Annotated in this window: 13 protein-coding genes and 1 tRNA gene; 2 read left to right on the top strand and 12 right to left on the bottom strand. The window is 57.7% G+C overall.

Annotated features, from left to right (window positions below; translation table 11 throughout):
• Positions 1-126: 126 nt before the first annotated feature.
• The 6 genes from ACFFUC_RS10400 to ACFFUC_RS10375 form a co-directional block, all read right to left on the bottom strand.
• Entirely contained in the window at positions 127-1,929 is a 1,803-nt protein-coding gene (locus ACFFUC_RS10400; RefSeq protein WP_377685990.1) for a TniQ family protein, read from the bottom strand.
• On the bottom strand, positions 1,929-2,876 hold the full coding sequence (locus tag ACFFUC_RS10395) for a TniB family NTP-binding protein (RefSeq protein ID WP_377685988.1): 948 nt from the start codon (positions 2,874-2,876) through the stop codon (positions 1,929-1,931). The genes ACFFUC_RS10400 and ACFFUC_RS10395 overlap by 1 nt, the downstream gene beginning before the upstream one ends.
• A complete protein-coding gene (locus ACFFUC_RS10390; RefSeq protein WP_377685986.1) occupies positions 2,869-5,001 on the bottom strand; it encodes a TnsB C-terminal domain-containing protein in 2,133 nt (710 codons plus the stop codon). The genes ACFFUC_RS10395 and ACFFUC_RS10390 overlap by 8 nt, the downstream gene beginning before the upstream one ends.
• Positions 4,998-5,666 carry a hypothetical protein gene (locus tag ACFFUC_RS10385; protein WP_377685984.1) on the bottom strand — a complete coding sequence of 223 codons (669 nt, stop codon included), beginning with the start codon at positions 5,664-5,666 and terminating at the stop codon, positions 4,998-5,000. The genes ACFFUC_RS10390 and ACFFUC_RS10385 overlap by 4 nt, the downstream gene beginning before the upstream one ends.
• Entirely contained in the window at positions 5,667-5,951 is a 285-nt protein-coding gene (locus tag ACFFUC_RS10380; RefSeq protein ID WP_377685982.1) for a helix-turn-helix domain-containing protein, read from the bottom strand.
• Between the two features lie 574 nt (positions 5,952-6,525).
• Entirely contained in the window at positions 6,526-6,711 is a 186-nt protein-coding gene (locus tag ACFFUC_RS10375) for a hypothetical protein (RefSeq protein ID WP_377685981.1), read from the bottom strand.
• A 222-nt stretch (positions 6,712-6,933) separates the two neighbouring features.
• Here ACFFUC_RS10375 and ACFFUC_RS10370 point away from each other — a divergent pair, with 222 nt between their 5' ends.
• Positions 6,934-7,923, top strand: coding sequence for a restriction endonuclease (locus tag ACFFUC_RS10370; protein ID WP_377685979.1), 990 nt, complete (start codon positions 6,934-6,936; stop codon positions 7,921-7,923).
• 305 nt (positions 7,924-8,228) lie between these two features.
• On the opposite strand, the gene ACFFUC_RS10365 is transcribed toward ACFFUC_RS10370, so the two are convergent.
• From ACFFUC_RS10365 to ACFFUC_RS10340, 6 genes are all read right to left on the bottom strand, one after another.
• Positions 8,229-11,366: a type I restriction endonuclease subunit R gene (locus tag ACFFUC_RS10365; RefSeq protein ID WP_377685977.1), complete on the bottom strand. Its 3,138-nt coding sequence runs from the start codon at positions 11,364-11,366 to the stop codon at positions 8,229-8,231.
• On the bottom strand, positions 11,363-12,649 hold the full coding sequence (locus ACFFUC_RS10360; protein WP_377685976.1) for an FRG domain-containing protein: 1,287 nt from the start codon (positions 12,647-12,649) through the stop codon (positions 11,363-11,365). Before ACFFUC_RS10360 ends, ACFFUC_RS10365 begins: the two co-directional genes overlap by 4 nt.
• Positions 12,649-13,983, bottom strand: a complete 1,335-nt coding sequence (locus ACFFUC_RS10355; protein ID WP_377685974.1) for a restriction endonuclease subunit S — start codon at positions 13,981-13,983, stop codon at positions 12,649-12,651. Before ACFFUC_RS10355 ends, ACFFUC_RS10360 begins: the two co-directional genes overlap by 1 nt.
• A 44-nt stretch (positions 13,984-14,027) precedes the next feature.
• Positions 14,028-15,623 carry a class I SAM-dependent DNA methyltransferase gene (locus ACFFUC_RS10350; RefSeq protein WP_377685973.1) on the bottom strand — a complete coding sequence of 532 codons (1,596 nt, stop codon included), beginning with the start codon at positions 15,621-15,623 and terminating at the stop codon, positions 14,028-14,030.
• Between the two features lie 346 nt (positions 15,624-15,969).
• Positions 15,970-16,045 (bottom strand) — tRNA-Ala (locus ACFFUC_RS10345).
• 151 nt (positions 16,046-16,196) lie between these two features.
• A complete protein-coding gene (locus tag ACFFUC_RS10340) occupies positions 16,197-16,520 on the bottom strand; it encodes a TIGR02300 family protein (RefSeq protein WP_377685971.1) in 324 nt (107 codons plus the stop codon).
• A 206-nt stretch (positions 16,521-16,726) separates the two neighbouring features.
• Here ACFFUC_RS10340 and ACFFUC_RS10335 point away from each other — a divergent pair, with 206 nt between their 5' ends.
• Positions 16,727-17,422, top strand: coding sequence for a M48 family metallopeptidase (locus ACFFUC_RS10335; protein ID WP_377685969.1), 696 nt, complete (start codon positions 16,727-16,729; stop codon positions 17,420-17,422).
• Positions 17,423-17,443: the final 21 nt, after the last annotated feature.

The raw sequence follows: 17,443 nt of genomic DNA, 5'->3' as shown, positions 1-17,443 counted from the left end.
GCAAAAAGCGGAGTAAAATCAGCCGTCATTTTTCTCGACTGAACACTTCCCCTTCCATTTCTGCCACGTAGTTCTTCCAGCGCTTGGTCAAAAAAACACCGACCATCAGGCCGGTGATCTCATTATTCAAATCTCTGCAAGCACGTCGCTTCTGTAAATCGGCTCCGTCGTTGTGCTAAAGTTAATTCGGTATTCCTCCAGAAGTTGCTCAATCACAGCAGGGGTATGTCGACCGCTCATCTGCTGCATAGCTTGGTTCTTCGTCACGAAGAAATTCGAAAAACTCGTGACGGCGGTGGGGCAAACGTAGAGGACCGGTGGACCGGGTGAAGGCCGAGGAACGGGAATACTGTCCAAGTGCCCGCGTTGCAGCATTGCTGCGATGGTGGCGGCTGGCACATCAAGAATCTTCGCCGCGCGCCTTGGATGAACTGCGCCTTCTTCGGGAAGGCTGATGGCTTCGCGCAAGGTTGCCACATCCACATGGGGATCCCGAAATCCTGAAATCTCGCGGCGAGGACAGCGTAGCGGGAGCATGTGCAGGAAGATCAGCGAAACCGCCGTGGCGGTGGTGATCTTGGCGCGATGCGCGGCTGTTGGGATTTCCAGCCAACCGTTCTCTGGAAGGCCGGGTTCGCGAAGTCGCTCGAGACTAGCCATGAAATCGGTAAGCGTAGAAGTCTCATAGAGAGGAAGCGCTTTTTCATCAGAGGCGTACGTTCGGATAAGATCGGATCTGGTCAGCTGTGTCAGCATGAAGCACTTGATCCCTAAAAAGGCGGCTGCCTCCGTCGCGTTCACCACGCCCGAGAACTCGGAGGCGATCTTTATGATTACCTCGTCTGCGATGTAATCATGGATGTCGAAACCCAGTTCACCGCCGCTCTGGCGCGCCAGTCCCAACGCGCAAAGTCGGCGGCCCAATTGGCGTTTCGTGATTCCCGTCTTCGTGACGGCGGTGGAGAGCGAGTGTACAAACTGGCGAGGGCATTCTTGTCCCAGAACCTTGGCACCTTTTGCGACCGGGAAGTTCGTCCAGACGAACTCCCGGACCAGATCGCGAAGGCTGTCGAAGCTTCGATCATCGTCACGGTAGCGTAGCCAATCGAAAAAGAAGCGATAACGCGCGAGGTAGCGTCCGGCATCGTTGACGTGGCCGCGCTTCATGTCTCTCAATGCGTGCAGAAGCGCATTGGGCCCCTCGGCGAGCACACGATATCCGGCAGAGCCGGATGCTATCCATTGTTGATCGCTGATGCCCCTTCGGCTGGTATCGGGGCCAAGCGTCAAAAGGACGCCGAGGTTGTCTGCCGCCTGGGAGGCCACATGGAAGGGCAAAGTGTCGATCCAGCGATGACCTGCTTCTTTGGTTACGCGATCAATAAGATAGCGTTCTAACTCCCAGTCACCCTCCGGGATGCGATACGCGGCCGCGGGGACGTATCGCTCCGCAAGACGAGCGAAATCATAGAGATCCTTGTTGGCCGCCGGGGCAGGAAGTGTGACCAGAGCGCAGCTATGGATCGTACAGCCCCGAATGCTCGACAATTGCCAAAGGCCACGATGGCCAGCCTGAAAACTTGGATCACGCAAGTCGGCTGCTTGCAGACAGGTAGGGCATGCACGCGTCAGAGACCGCGAGAACGCGGTGAACTTAATCCGCGCGCAGCCTAGATTGAACCACCCCGGCCCAAAATGCTGAGGCGTCCAGAACAGCAGTGGCTCTGGCGCTTGTCCGGCCAGAGCCGCAATATGCTCGATCTCGGCGGGTTCCCCGTTGGTAAGGCGACGATGGCTTATACCCAAGTCCGAGCAGAAGGCGATAAGCCGGGGTGCTCCGTTCAGTTTCGCAAGGCGGGAGGCTAGCGATGTCGCACTTTCGCCTGCGATAGGGTCAACGACTAGTGGAAGACTCATTGCGTAGGACATCAGTTATCCTCCCGAGTGAAGACCTTGCGGGCATCAATCCGATGATAATCGCCAACAATGAAAGGGTTGAAGGCATCCGAGCAGGAAGAGCGCTCCTCGAAAGCCAAGGCGAAATGGTTTGCCCAAAGAACCGCGCTGCCAGCAAGAAGGGCGACCTCCAATGCCGCGATGATAATTTCGATCACCAAGCCAAATTGGAATGCGGCAGCGTGGATCAGTCGTTCGGCCATATCGATGCCTTGGGCGTCAGGTGCTACGGTGAGACCTGCACGAGTAGCATAACTTTCGACGAGACCCGCCGTATCCCGCGCATGCGCCGCTGCCGACAAAGGCGCGAAATGTATTGCACTCATGCGCCGCGCCAACTGCGGATCATGGTTCAAGATGCGTTCCAATTCTTCCGTGCCTGACAGAAGGATGCCCACCGGCCAATGTGGATCGGTCATCAGCGTCTTCAGCATGGATGCAACGGCATTCAACTCGACCTTCGTGCCCCGAGAACTCAGATCCTGAGCTTCGTCCAGATGCAGGAAAAGCACTTGCCGAAGTTTCAGCTGATGTCGCACGAGGTCCCAAATGTACCAAGCCTGTCGTTCTGACGAGAGGCTGTAGCCAAGGGCCCGCAGGATCATTTGCCCCATGAATTTCAGTGTCGCAGGGGAGGGGACGCGGAGGCTGATGAGCGTTGCTTCCGGCAGCGAGGACGTTGCAAGGCGCCTTCGCGCCCCCGCGAGAAGTTGAGATGCAGCGCAGCTCTTGCCTGTTCCTGACGCGCCTGACAGCGCAATACCGTGAGAGTCAGCAGTCCGCCCTGCCGAAAGATCGGCAAGGCGCTTTTCCAGCAGCATCTGGAAGCGAGCGTGCAGGGGGTCAAACCGCTCATGTCGGATGAATTGAGCCCGCAAGGAAGCAATTGTTTCGGCTGTGCTTTGGCGCTTATCATTCATCGTCGAGCTTCCACGCGGCGATGCGATGGGTTCCAAGCGACGCTGACGGAAGGACTTGGTCGTTCGGACTGGCGATGGGTAAGTTCGCCGCATCGTGTGGAAAGATGTCGATGCCGTCGGTAAGGGGGTCTCCCGTGCGCGAAGCGATGGCCAAACTCTCTGCTGATGACGTCAGCGAGAAATGCAGGGCCTTTTCGTTTCGTGCGATCTCGGCGTCGGTGATGTGGTAAGGCGTGAGCTGCATTCGCAGCGCTGCTGCGCGATTTGTCTCCGAAATCCGAGTGATGGCGCGCTGCACAACATCTTCGGACAGCGCCGCTGCACGGCGATGCTGAAGGCGAAGCGCGCGGCTGGCCTCCTGCCAATCGGTGTAGCGAAGACCATCGAAGCCGCGGTGGTTGCATTTGGCCGGGTGCCACCCGTTCCCGACCTTCACCGCAATCCAGCCTAGGTCAAACAAATCGGCGCGGATCTCCACATCACGCTCGGGTGAGTGCAAGAATGCCTCACGCAGCGCGCTACAGCTGTAAGACAGTCCGGCGAACAGCACCCCATCGCGGCGCAATTTGCGCGTGAGGGGCCGACCGAAGGTCTTTCTAAGGGTCAGGCCATCTGGAACTGGCAGCAATCCTTGTTCTTCGGCCAGCCGCTTCCAGCAATTCGCAGGAGTTTCCCCCTTCAAGGACCCGTGTGGCTCATTGTGATAGATGTCTACCACGAAGGTCAGCAGAATGCGGATAAGGTCATCATCATCAAGGCAGGCCAACTGCTCGGACGGATAGTCGCGACGCTCCACGGGGTTGAAGAAGGTGCGCCCCGATAGAAGCGGCATAAGCTTGTGCCCGAGGGTGCGGAAGAAGCTTTCCATATTGCCACGCATCTGCGGCAGCCCGGCTGGAGGAAGATGCATCGTCACTCCAAGCGATTCCGCAGCCGAGCGAAACTCCGCAGAAATGAAAGCCGATCCCTGGTCAGTAACGATTGCCCCGATACCAGAGACCTGATCCCACGCACTTTCGCAACCGGCAGCCGAGGCATAGGGCGTACGATCTTGTAGCACGTCACGCAGGGTCTGAACGGCATCCTGTGCATTTGGTGTGGTTGCAAGGCGCATGGCAACAATGCATTTTGTTGCACAGTCCTTCGCCGCATAGATCCACCGGCGTACCTTTAGCCGTTCGACTTGCTCAATCGGTAACTGGTCCAGCATGCCAGACAGCGTCAGCAACGTGATCACGTCGAGCCGATTTTCATCCATCTCCACCCGCTCGCCGGGGAACAGCGTCTCCACGCCTATTTCGGAAAGATTGAACCTGCGATTGGCGGCGTCGATTCCCCAGCGGCGGGCGTGGATGTAGTATGGGTCGGCTTCCTTAAGACGGCGATGCAAGGTGCGGGACGATGGTATAGTCAGCAGTGGCAGCCCATCGCCCAGACGGCGGCCGTTCTCGGTCTTGATACGACGCTGAACCTGAGTGACGGCTTGCTTTTTGGAGGGGCGTTGTGTGTTCGCGAAGACTTCGATGACGTCCGAGGCCATGGCCTCGGTGCGATGACACCAGCGAGCGTCGCGATTGCCGCTACAACGGGTCTTTGGCAGAAGCGCCAGGGCACTATAGCCCGACTGTTCATAGCGTTTCACCCATTTGAGAATAGTTTTGGAACAAGGCATCTTGCGAGAAATGATCTCGCTCCCCGCGCGCTTGCCAGTGCCGGGTGCTTTGTATTCCTGTTCTCGAACGATCAGCTCTAGCTCCCCTTTCACCTTCGAGACTGACGCGTAAGTCCGGACAGCACGTTTCTCGTCAGCCAACTTCAGGAAAGCTTTGCAGATTGCGCTTTTCCACAGCAGACTAGACTGAACCTTTGGGGCAAGCTCGTTGATCAATTCGACAGGGCTGTCTCTCAACATGCGGCTGCGTGCGAAGTCGAAGTAGCCCGGCTGATAGCGCGCGCCCGACGACCTCAAAAGTTCAGAGACTTTTGCATGAGTGAAAGCTTGAGTGATGCCGGGCTGGTCAGCACGTTCCAAGATGACGATATCTCCCTCCGTCTCCAGAGGGCGATAAGGAACGCTGTCGATGTTCAGCAGGTCAGAGCGTGATAGTCGGAGGCGTAGCGTCATGCCGCAACCTCCGTCAGCTGGGGGCGGCTTCGCATGACCAGCCGCGCGGCCTCTGCGGCTGCTCGCCGGTTGAGTTGTTCATCGGTGATCAGCTTGACCCTGTGAGCGAAATGTTTGGGCATCGCGGCCGCGACACAACCGAGCTCCGTTACGAAATCGCGCTGGACCACCCGATCCGCAGGCTTGATCGCAATGGCGATCCTTTCGCCGCTGCTCAGGGTCACGACGAAGTCGAAAACATGGGAAGCGTCGCTACCATCCCCACGCCGGTAATGAATCGCAGGGGGCTGTTCCAAAATATCGTGGATGTCGGGACGCACGAGCGTCATGCACAGGAACCGATATTCGAGCATGCTCTCGAACTGTATGACGCGCGGGTAGGGGAACGCTGGCACTTTGGCAATCATGCTGCCGCGAAGGCTCGCTCTGGAACGCCGTATGACATCGCGGCTCGCGCGGCTCGGATCAGGGCTGCGGTAGATCAGTGTGTTGTTCATCATGGTTTCGGAGCGTGCGAACTTCCAGACCGTCGCCGATGGGCGCGGAAGAAGCAGCGTTTCCGCCTTCTCATAAGTATGCAGGGACCTACCCCGCCGGAACCACTCCGACGGGTTGACTTTTTCTGCGTCTCGGGGGAAAGAAGAAGGGTCGGTACCAATCGACACCTATTTCTGAAGGGCCTTCCTGTTCCACCAGGAGGGCCTTTTTCCCATTCGACGGTAGGCTAAGCCCTCCTCTGACAAATAGCGTTCGGGAAACAGTTGCTCTGGCGTCGTGCCCAAGGCAGCGGCAATTTGCTTCTCGACGCGCCGCGACCTACGGTAGCCTTGGCTGACAATCGTGACCGTTTCCGGCGTCACCCCCACCTCACGTGCGAGAGCGCTGAGGGACAAGCCGAGCGCTCCCAATCGTTTTCGAATGTCGGCATGGCGGGCTAGGTTAACGGTCATCGTCACTCCGCTTTAGACTAGTAGGGCCTCGCACGAGCTCCGCGAATCACCCCGCTTACTGTTACTGGAGCGATTCGCCGAATCAAGCGGGTTGTTCACTAACACATTGGGATACAATATGTTTTTAGATTGAATGGGTGGCTTGGGCTGACGTGCGTTTGGCTGAGACCCCTTCGCGCCGCGCCGTGCTTGGTGGGGACGGTGTCCGCGATCAACGGCAGAGTTCACGCTGCACGCCTTCGTGGGCCACTTCGCCGCCGCGGTTCTCACTGCGGGGGCAGACCTTTGAACGCTCTGGTTTTCGGGCCTTTCGTCGGAGAAGGTGATCGTCACCCGACCGAGCGGGTTTCACGTCGTAAAGGCCACCAGTTCGGGCGGTTTCCTCATCAGGCGTCAGAAGTCATACCCCTTCCGATGCCGGTTGGGGATGCAACGTGGATCTGACAGCCATGGAAAACCTTCATGCTACTCGGCGCCTGAACAGCGCGACAGGGCGTGGAGCTTTGATCTTCTTGGCTGCCCGAAACAACACAGGGTTGTACCGAGTAACGTGGAACGGCTCGCCATTTCGCGATTAACGGGCCTCTTCGGCAGCAATCTTTTCCTGCAAGATGACAAGGATAAGTGCTTCGACGTCACGGACGCGCAATCCATGGTCGAGAACCAGACGCGCCACCAATCGACTGATTTCTGGGTCCTTTGGGCCGTAAATTGCCCAATCGTCTAATTCTTGGCGGTCTGCGTGAGTTTCGGTCGCCATTGCTATCCTCCAGTCGGGTACAGCACGATCAAATCACATGGCGTGAGCTTCCAGTAAAAGGAAATCGTTCGGAGATGGCTGTTGTGAACTTCGCCGCTGGGGGCGAGTGCGAGTTTGGCTACCATCATGTTTTTGCTTGCGGCACGGCTCCAGAAGCCGTTGATTGAACGGATATTTTGAGGTGCCACTTTGAACCAGAATCCACGGGTATGGGGCGTCCATATGGGCGAGCATGTCGGCAGCCGCCCCGTGGACGGCGGATATGTCGCAATCGGCTGGTCGGCCTTGGGCGACCTGAGGCAATATGCGGATCGGGACGCCCTTAAGGCTGCACTGGCTCAGTACTACCCGGACAAGAAAGTCGGCTCACGGCCTGTCGATGCAGGCATCCTTTTTCGCTTCACCCACGAGATGAAGGCAGGCGACATCGTCGTGTATCCTTCGAAACACGACCGCATGGTCAATGTCGGCAGGTTCACCGGCGCTTTTGAACATTTTTCTGACGACCCCGATGACTATCCCAATCACCGGGGCGTCGAGTGGCTGCTGCACCTTCCCCGAAATGAGTTCGGGCAAAGCGTCCTCAACGAGATTGGCGCGTTCATCACGGTGTTCCTGATCCAAAGCAGTGCTGACGCATTCCTTACGAAGCTGGGCATAGCGGTACCTGAAGGCGATGCCCCGGTGAACGAACCGGCAGTAGAGATTGAGGACGACGATACGGCGACAGTCGCCGTATCCAAGCAAGCGGAGCTGACAACCGGCGATTTCATCATCCGCCAGATCATGACCAAGCTGTCGGGCTATGAGTTCGAGGAGTTTGTCGCGCATTTGCTCGAATGCATGGGGTACACCGCCCGCGTCACGCAGCGTTCAGGCGATGGCGGCGTCGACGTGATCGCCCATCGCGACAAGCTCGGGTTTGAACCGCCCATTCTGAAGGTCCAGTGCAAACGCAAGACCGACCAAGTTCCGCGTCCAGAAGTAGATCAGCTGCTCGGCACATTAGGTGAAGGCGAATATGGGTTATTTATCGGCCTAGGTTCGTTCAGCCGGCAATCTGTGGAGCTTGAGCGCAACCGACCTAAGCTGCGCCTGATTGATGGCGAGCAGTTCGTTGAGCTGATCCTTGAAAATTACTCTCAGCTTTCACCACGATACCGGACGCTCCTTCCACTAAAGCAAATTTATGTGCCCGATCTGCAGGGGTGAGGTGCGGTGAGTTTATGCAACCGTATTTGTTTCGGTGGTAAAAGACGGACAGACAGCCCCTGATGCTGGTTCAGCATTCTAAAAGCAGTACGAAATCCAGCAGCCATTTCGGCTAGGCTAATGCTCTTAGCAGATGGCAGCCAGTTGCACCTGAAACCTGAGTTCAGGCGAAGACCGCACCACCATCTAAGCCGCGTTGCTCAAGATGGCCGAAAAGTCCAACATCGAGGACGGCGAACGGGTGCGGAAACAGTGGCCCGCACGAGGGAAAGAAACGGTCGAAGCGAAACGCCAGAGAGGAAACCTCAGCCTGTAATCTCTCTCAGTAGAATTTCCGCTTGAGCGAGAACTGTTTGGATAGCTTCGTCAGCGAGGTCTGGCGGGTATCCATATTTTTTTAGAATGCGTTTCACCAAGACTCGCATGCGGGCTCGTGCGCTTTCTCGCTGGTGCCAATCGACAGTAACATTGCTACGCAACTGCTCCAGCAGCTCATGGGCGATGATGCGCAGCTTTTCGTTGCCCATGGCTTCTACCGCGCTCTCGTTTTCCGCGAGCGCCATGTAGAACGCGACTTCTTCTTGGCTGAGGCCCATTTCCTCACCACGGGTGCGAGCGGCCTTCATGTCCTTGGCGAGTTCGATCAGTTCCTGGATCATCTCGACGGCGGAAATAGCCCCAGCGTGATATCGCGCGACGGATTCCTCCAATCGGTTCGAGAACGCCTTGCTCTCGACCAGATTAGTTTTTGAGCGACTGGCGATTTCGCCGTTGAGCAGCTTTTTTAAGGCTTCCAATGCAAGATTCTTCTTCTCCATTGCACCGATTTCCATGAGAAATTCGTCGGATAGGATGGAGATGTCAGGGGACTGGATACCGGCTACTTTCAAGATGTCGATGATCTCGGACGACGCCACGGCGCGATCCACGAGTTGTTGGACTGCAAAAACTCGATCTTTTTCACTGATCTTTCCAGTCGCCGTAGTTTTAGCCAATGCTGCCCGGATTGCCTGAAAGAAGCCAACCTCGTCGCGGATTGCACGGGCCTCGTCGCTCGCGGACGCAAGGGCGTAGGCTTTCGACAGTTGGAGCATCATGTCCATGAAACGGCGGTGCGCCCGCTTCTTATTCTCATCCGTTTTCTGCCGTGCAGCCTGGGACTCCTGCCATTTCAGAACCCAGTCGATTGCCCCGGCAAGGCAGCTCAGGCGTTCGCGTGGCTGGCCTTGGATGCCGGGGAGATAGTCAAAACCATGGAGCAGGTCGCAGATGGCCTCGTACCGTTCCATCATTGCGGCAACGGCAGCTGACTCATCTATCCCGGTCTTGTCGCGGTCGGAATCAGTATATTGGCCGAGCGCATTACGCAGGTTCTGCGCAACGCCGATATAATCCACCACCAACCCACCGGGCTTGTCCTTGAACACCCGGTTCACGCGGGCAATCGCCTGCATCAAGCCGTGGCCGCGCATCGGCTTGTCTATGTACATCGTGTTCATGCACGGCGCGTCAAAGCCGGTCAGCCACATATCACAGACGATCACGAGCCGCAGTGGATCATCAGGGTTGCGCGCCCGATTGGCGAGGTCGTCCCGCCGTTTCTTAGCGCCTATATGCTGCTGCCAGTCGAGAGGATCGGAAGCCGCCCCGGTCATCACGATCTTGACCGCTCCCTTGTCGTCATCGGTCGAATGCCATCCCGGGCGAAGGGCAATAATGCGATCATAAAGCGACACACAGATGCGGCGGCTCATACAAACCGCCATTGCCTTACCGTTCATCGCCTCAATGCGCGCTTCAAGGTGCGTGACCATATCCTCCGCAACTTGTGACAACCGCTTGTCGGCCCCGACCAACGCCTCCACAGCAGACCATTTCGCCTTCATCTTCTCGGCTTCGGTTAGCGAGGCATCTTCTATCAACGCCTCGATTTCGGCATCTATGAGGGGCTTTTCGTCCTCGTTCAACTCGATGCGGGCAAGGCGGCTTTCATAGAAAATCGGCACCGTCGCGCCGTCCTCGACGGCGCGGCTGATGTCGTAAATGTCGATATATTCGCCGAAGATGGCCGGGGTGTTGATATCGGCTGCCTCAATCGGGGTGCCGGTGAAGCCGATGAACGAAGCGTTCGGCATCGCCTGCCTAATGTAATGGGCATAGCCATAGCGACGCAGCCCGGTGTCCCGATTGAGCTTGGACTCAAAGCCATACTGGCTGCGGTGGGCTTCGTCCGCGATGACGATGATGTTACGCCGATCCGACAACAGCGGAAAACTCTCTTCCCCGCGCTCCGGCGAAAATTTCTGCACGGTGGTGAACACAACGCCGCCCGCTGCCTTGTCGAGGAGTTGCTTCAAGTCCTGGCGGCTATCCGCCTGCTCTGGGTTCTGGCGGATCAGATCACGGCAAAGGCCAAAGGTACCGAAAAGCTGATCGTCCAAATCGTTTCGATCCGTCAGGACAACCAGCGTTGGGTTCTCCAGCGCCTGCGATTTCACCGCCAGTCCGGCAAAGAACGCCATCAAAAGGCTTTTGCCCGAGCCTTGTGTGTGCCAGATGACACCAATCTTGCGATCCCCGTCCGGTCGGGTTGCCTCGACCGCTTGCCGCACGGCTTTTTGCGCACCGTGGAACTGGTGATAACCAGCGATGATCTTGAACGGACCTTCGCCCTTGTCACCGAAAACGATGAAATCGCGGATCAGTGCAAGCAGGTTTTCGCGGGTGAATACACCGCGAAGCAAGGTTTCCAACTCTGGCGTGCCTCGGTGGGCGAAGTCCTCGCCGTCCACTGTCCGCCAAGGCATAAAACGTTCGGCGTCGGCGGTGATCGATCCGATCCGGGCTTCCATACCATCGGACGTCACCAGTACCGCGTTGGTGTTGAACAGACTGGGGGTCTGGTGCAGATAGGTCTGCAATTGGTTGTAGGCGTCGGCAATTGTCGCGTTCTGCGAAGCGGCGTTCTTTAACTCTAGTACGGCGAGAGGCAGACCGTTGACGAACAGTACCACATCCGGCCGACGTTTGGTCCTGTTCTCAACCACGACGAACTGGTTCACTGCCAGCCAGTCGTTGGCGTTCGGGTTGCGAAGATCGATCAGCCAGATTTTGGTGATGGCGGACTTACCGTCACCCCCGCGAAATTCGACATTGACGCCTTCGGTCAGCAGCTTGTGGATGCGCCGGTTTTCCTCGACTAGCGAAGGCAATTCGCCGGTCAGGACACGGCGCATCGCCTCGTCGCGTGCGGCCTCTGGCGCATCGGGATTGATCCGGGCAATCGCAGCTTCCAACCTGCCAGTCAGGATGACATCGCCGAAGGATCGGCGCTCTGGCGCAATGCCATCAGGCGCGATCACGGAACCGTGGAGGTAAGACCAACCGAGTTCTTCTAGCGTTTCGATGGCTGCCAACTCAACGATATCTTCGGTAATACTCAACTTGCGCCTCCCGAAGATTCAAGGATTCTAAAGAAACCAGCCCCCTTCTGCTGACGGGGTCGATTGTTAATTTTCCGCCAGTTCGATTCGAATAGATCCAGTAGGTGCAGCGCGCATGTCTCCGCGACAGACTTATTCACACTGTTGCTCAATAAGAACTTGCGAAATTCGAGCTTAAGGCTCGCCCGCGCGGCATCACGTTCGGGCCAATCAGTTCCCGCCGTCCGCTCATACAGGTTGATGATTTTTTGAGCCCATCCGGCCAGCAATTCGGCAGGGAACTCATCACCATGGCCCAAAGAGCTTTGCAGAAGGTCGGTGATGACTTCAACTGAAATTTCGCCATCTGTTATTACGCGTGGATCGAGCGGGACAGGAAGAACCTCACGCTCTCGCTCCTGCACTTCAGCCTGCGCTTGCAGTCGCCGCTGTTCCAGCGCCTGAGCTTCCAACTCACCACGCCGCTCTTCCTCGATAACGCGCGAAAGCCAATCGTTGCAGTATTTCGATGCACCGCCGGGATCGGGGAAGAGGTTCGCATGATGGATGTTCATCTTGCGCAGCGTGTTCAGGCACTCAACGCGATGTTCATTCGGGATGTGGATTTTCGAGATAAACCGCGCCACGTCCATCGGGTCGCTGGGGTCAATCACCTCGTTCTCGGTCAATTCATTCAGAATAGCGGTCACGAGATTATCTCTGCCGCTGGGCGTGATCGTAAACAGCCCTGCCTGATTAACCAGCCGCGCGTTTTCATGGTGCGTTGGTTCGAAAATGATCTCGGACAGGCTCTCATCAGCGCGAATGGCGGTCATGTTCAGGCAGAACACTGCACGGGAGGCATTGTCCACGCCTTCGACGTCTGGCTCATCGAAGGCAAAGAACAGCGCGACATAGGGCGACTTTGTCCAGTCGATCAGCGGCGTGCGCAGGCCGTGATGCTGACCAAAGGCCCAGATTTCCTGCTCGTCCAGATTGCTGACATCCAGCCCACGCCCGCGCATCGCGAGCCGGAACTGACTCAACAGATTAGCCTGATGTTCGGCAGGCACAGCGCCGCCATCAAACACGCGGCCCAGCGTGGAGGAGAGATGCCAGTTATGCCCGGCCTGCCCGCGATACACGATTTCGCCCTTGGCCTTGTTGTGATCGGGCGAGCGCATCGCCTCGATAAAGGCTTCCCAGCTTTCCACCCGGCAGGCAGGGACCAGTCCGTCGATGCCGACATCGCCAACGGCATAGGTTGGGAATAGCGGGAGCGAGCGGAAATACGGATCGGCCATCAACCGGCCTCAACCTTGGGCGCGACACGAACCGCGCCGGACATCAGCCGGGGCAGGAGATAGTCGCGGGTTTCGGCAAGGGTACGGATTTCAATCTTTGCCTGTTCGACCTTGGCCCGCAATGGGCTGGCCAAGGTCGAAAATGCGGCCAACAAATCGTCGGGAACGACAGGGAAGGACGTGGCCGCAACCACATCAGGATTCACGGCTGGATAAGCGCCACCGTGCCCGTCCGCCAGATTGGCTAGCCTCGTGATGTTGTCCGCTGCCGTGGCAGCAACGTAGACTACATCTGTAAAAATGGCTTGCTTGGGGCGAAGCACTGCAAACCCCGTGCTCGCCGTGTAGCCGTCGCGGCCAATGTAGGCATATGAACCGTTGCCGGGGCGCACGGTCCCTACAATGGTGTCGCCAGTGCGAGCAATCCGCCTCGCCCGGCTTGGTGCCGCCTCCCACATCAGAATGGCGGTAGCTTCAATGGTCCCCCATTTGGTGTTCGACAAATCGACATACTCGACTTGCGCAGGGTGGTTCTTGGTTTTCCAGCTTTCGGGATTGACCAAGGCCAGCCGATCAAGCGTTCCGGCCTTCCAGCCGACCGGCAAGCCATCATCGCCGAAGGCGCCGGGGAAGAGGGGGGCGAGTTCGGCGGCGCGGGTGGGGTCTGGGGTCAGGCCGCCCATGATCGCCACTGGATCGGCTTCGCCAGTTGCCCTGCGCCGGACAGGGCCGAAATCCACAAACCAATCCCGAAAGATCGCCTGCGCTATTCCCTCCAGCGTCTCATTCATCCGCCGGTTGAGTCCGATCTTATCGTCCAGTGCTGAAAGAACAGATGCGATGGCACGTTGGTCATAGATGCCAATGCGGGGGACCTCTAAATTCTCCAGCATGGCCTTGGTGAGAGCCGGACGGGTTGCCCCTGCAGACGCCAGTGCCAGCAAAGAATTTTGCGTTTCGTGCGTCACAAACCAGTAGCGGAGAAATCCAGCGTCAATGTTTTCATTGTCTGGTCGAATAATGGCGACATGCTGATTTACGCGGGCGGGTAAAATGCTCGGGTCAACCTGACAAACACGTGCGACGCTATCGCCGGTGATATTGACGAGAACGTCGCCCGCAAGAACCTCAACGGCTTTTAGCGCATTAGCTTGCTCTTGGGAGATGTAAGCCAAACCAGACACAGAAAACCGGTCATTATAAACATTCTGACTTCGAATCAGCGAAAATGGCCCGGACGGCAAATAAGCGTCCTTACCTCCACGCGGTGTGGCTCCACTGCCGATCTTGCGACAGTAATCGCCCAACCGAAGTGGGCGTAAGTCAGTTGCCATGTCAGTGGTCCACTTGAGCTATTGCTTTGTAATTGCATGCTGTCTCAATCATTAGCGCGCACCATCACCAGCTTTTTGCGGATTATCCCAGCCAGCCTCACACTCTCGTCAAACTGACCCTCAAGCATCGCAGTTAAAGAAGCGACGCGCTCTGTAAACGGCACGCCATCATCCTCTGCATCTTCCGCCCCGACATAGCGTCCCGGCGTGAGGACATGTCCGTGCTTGCGGATTTCCTCTAACTTCACTGATCGGCAAAATCCGGGAATGTCCTGATATTTACCAAGCCCTGCTTCCGGCTTGGCCCGCCAGCTGTGGTAGGTTCCGGTGATCGTGGCGATGTCGCTTTCCGAAAACTCGCGCCGGGTCCGGTCCACCATATGGCCCAAGTTGCGGGCATCAATGAACAGGATTTCTCCGCGCCGGTCGCGGTGGCCATTCGCGCTCTTGTCGCGGGCCAGAAACCACAGGCAGGCGGGAATCTGCGTGGAGTAGAAAAGCTGGCCGGGCAGCGCGACCATGCAATCCACCACATCCCCCTCGATCATCGCCTTGCGAATGTCACCCTCGCCCGATTGCTGGGATGACATCGAGCCGTTAGCCAGCACCACGCCCGCCGTGCCGCGCGGGGCAAGATGGTGGAGGATATGCTGCAACCACGCGAAGTTGGCGTTGCCTGCGGGTGGTGTGCCGTACTTCCAGCGAACGTCACCCTCAAGCTGGGGCTGCCACCAATCCGAAATGTTGAATGGCGGGTTCGCCATCGCATAATCGAACTTCAGCGTGGGGAAAGCATCATTTAGGAACGATCCTTCGTTGTTCCATTTGATGTCCGCATCGATGCCCCGTACCGCTAGATTCATCTTGCAGAGCTTCCACGTCGTGTGGTTGCGCTCCTGGCCATAGATGGCGATATCGCTGCGTCGGCCTTGATGGTTTTCAATGAACCGTTCGGACTGTACGAACATGCCGCCAGAGCCACAGGCGGGATCGTAAACCCTGCCATGATGCGGTTCGAGCATCTCCACGATGGTCTGCACGACGGAGCGCGGGGTGAAGAATTCGCCACCGCGCCGCCCCTCGGCCCCGGCGAATTGGCTGATGAAGTACTCATAGGCGCGGCCGAGCAGGTCTTTCGATTTGCCGTCTGCGCTGTGCATCCCGACCTTGGAAAATAGGTCGATCAGTTCGCCCAGCATCGTCTTGTCGAGTTGCGGGCGGCCATACTCCTTCGGCAACACGTCCTTGAGCACGGTAGCATTGGCGCGCTCAATGGCGTCCATGGCGTTGTCGATCAGGTTGCCGATGTCGCCCACCCGCTCTTTGCCGGTGTTCACATCGGTGAAATTGATCTGCGGGCGCTTCGCATTGGCCTGCAAATTCTCCCACCGCGCTTCCGGAGGCACCCAGAATACGTTGGACGCGAGATACTCTTCCGGGTCTTCCTGATCGGCGAACTCTTCTTGCGCCAGCTTGGCGCGGTGATGCTCGAACGCCTCAGAGATATACTTGAGGAAAATTAGACCAAGCGCGACATGCTTGTATTCCGAAGGTTCCAGATTTCCGCGCAGCTTATCGGCCGCCTTAAACAAATCTGCTTCGAACCCAAGATCACTGCCACTATTATTTTGAGACGCCATCGAATCTTATTCCCCTAATTACCCATCAGTAGCGGAGGGGATAACAGATGGGCAACCTCTCAGTGTCCATCTAGCATTGACCACACGGGACAGGTTGACCTAACCCCAGCTGAAGCTCGCAGTCATTTATGACTAGAAGTCGGAGGCACAGCGTTGGCGCAAGCTCCGTTAATCACTCGGGTTGATCTTCCAACAAAATTGAAAGACCAGCGCTCCCAAATGGAGCAACTATCTGGCGCTGTTCACTACCGGCTTCGAATTTCCCCACTAATGTAAAATTTCCAATAAAATGGAAAAATCTCTGTCATTAATGGAAGAACTATCTGGCACTTGCCACATGTATAAATGGTGGAGCCAAGGGGAATCGAACCCCTGACCTCTTGAATGCCATTCAAGCGCTCTACCAACTGAGCTATGGCCCCACCGGAGGTCTCGGTCGTCTTCGCTACATTCAGCGTCGTCTTCCGTGTGAGGCGGTGTATATGGTGAGTGATCGGGGGCCGCAAGAGCGAAAAAACACTTTCCGGAAGAAAAGTTAAGAAAAAAGAAAGGGCCCCGCAGGGCCCCTTCAAATCAGTCTTCGTCGTCGCTTCCGACATCCGCGATGTCGTCCAGGGACACATCGCCATCGTCGGTATCATCGTCCAGCAGATCATCATCGAGATCTCCGCCGTCGGTGTCGTCATCGAGATCTTCATCATCGACCACATCGGTCTGGTCGTCATCGCGCGCGGCGGCTTTCTCCGAGATCAGCGCACGGCTGCGGCCGGCCTGAAGCACATCGGCAGTGAATACCGCGCCGCAAGCGGGGCAGGTCATCGGGTCGTGATTCAGGTCGTAAAAGCGCGAGTTGCATTGCGGGCACAGGCGTTTCGTACCCCACTCCTCTTTGGGCATGGCATTCTCTTTCAGCCGGGGATAGGTAAATCTGATGTCCCCTGCCATAGCTGGCGCAGGGTGTCAAAGGCTTTTCGGACCGGAGCCAACTCCCCGAAGGGAAAGAGCGACCGGACCGGAAACGAGAGATAACCATCGCCGCGCCGTTGACAAGATGCGGGCTGGTTTGTTCGTCTGAAAGAGCGGAAAAACGAAGGGGGTCGGGCATGGGCGCAGAGCAGGCATCGATCATGGTCGACGGCGATATTCCGGTCGCGGTCAAGCGCTCGGGGCGGGCGCGGCGGATGACCTTGCGCGTCGTACGGGCGGGCGGGGGCGTGGTGCTGACGCTGCCCGAGCGCGTGCCCTTGGCCGAGGGGCGCGCCTTTGCCCAGTCGCGCGCCGAATGGCTGCGCCGGATGCGTGAAAGCCTGCCCGAGGTCGCTGTGGTGCGCCACGGCGCCTTGCTGCCGGTTGCGGGCCTTGCCGTGACCGTCACGCCTTCTCAGGGCCGTCTGGTGCGTCTTGATGGGTTGCGGCTTTTGGTGCCCGAGGGGCGGCCGGCGGGCGTCGTGGTTGCGGCCTGGCTCAAGCAGCGGGCGCGCACCGAGCTTGCCGCGGCATGCGACTGCTATGCAAGCCGGCTCGGGCGGCCCTTCGCGGCGCTGTCTTTGCGCGATACCCGCTCGCGCTGGGGAAGCTGCACCCATGACGGGCGGCTGATGTTTTCCTGGCGTCTGGCGATGGCGCCGCCGGAGGTGCTCGATTACGTTGCGGCACATGAGGTCGCCCATCTGCGCCACATGGATCATTCGGCGGCATTTTGGGCCTGTTGCGAGCGTCTCAAACCCGGTTACGCGCCTCAGCGCAGATGGCTGCGCGAGCACGGGCACGAGCTTCAGGCCTGGGACTTCACGGCGTAAGCCCGCCATTGCGCGTGATGC

Origin of the sequence: Paracoccus cavernae, from assembly GCF_042430175.1 — a bacterium.
Taxonomy (GTDB): domain Bacteria; phylum Pseudomonadota; class Alphaproteobacteria; order Rhodobacterales; family Rhodobacteraceae; genus Paracoccus; species Paracoccus cavernae.
The sequence above is the reverse complement of the archived record's forward strand: the minus strand, read 5'-3'. Positions and strand labels throughout refer to the sequence as shown.